The organism is Oleiphilus sp. HI0086 (genome assembly GCF_001635225.1).
The window spans coordinates 1-575 of sequence record NZ_LWFZ01001072.1 but is presented as its reverse complement, the minus strand read 5'-3'; the positions used below and the strand labels follow the sequence as shown (position 1 = coordinate 575).

Sequence of the window (575 nt, the reverse complement as noted above, 5' to 3'; positions counted from 1 at the left end):
AGTGCCTGCCTTGATCGCATCGTGTGCCATCATCGCCGCTTTCATACCTGAACCACAAAGCTTGTTGATTGTGGTAGCACCCGTTGCATCAGGTAGGCCTGCTTGACGCATTGCCTGGCGAGCTGGGCCTTGCTTAAGACCGGCTGGCAATACGTTACCCATGATCACTTCTTGTACGTCTTCAGGCTTAAGGCCCGCACGCTCGACCGCTTCTTTGATAACGATGCTGCCTAGCTCAGGCGCAGGAACAGTAGACAGGCTACCTTGAAGACCACCCATTGGTGTACGAACACCGCTTACAATTACAACAGAATCTTGCTTAGACATATTAGCCTCTTACGTTTTACTCGTGGCCGAGCCACAAAGAGTGCACCCTCGTGAGGTGCCGGAAATACAAACGAAGCCAAGGATAGTGACCTTAGCCCACCAAATCGGTCGCAGATTGTATCAAGGATCTCGTTTTTGAACCAATTTGTTTGCTGTAAGGAAAGGTAAAGGCTTGCGGTTTACCTGTAGAGGACACCAAGCAATTAGCTTACACAGAGTGCCAAGTGTTTTCGGTTTAGGTCGATAAT

The 575-nt window shown here is 49.6% G+C and carries 1 pseudogene; it reads right to left on the bottom strand.

Going from position 1 to position 575, the window contains the following annotated elements:
- A pseudogene (locus A3756_RS19085) lies at positions 1–327 on the bottom strand (acetyl-CoA C-acetyltransferase); the annotation flags it as partial.
- Positions 328–575: the final 248 nt, after the last annotated feature.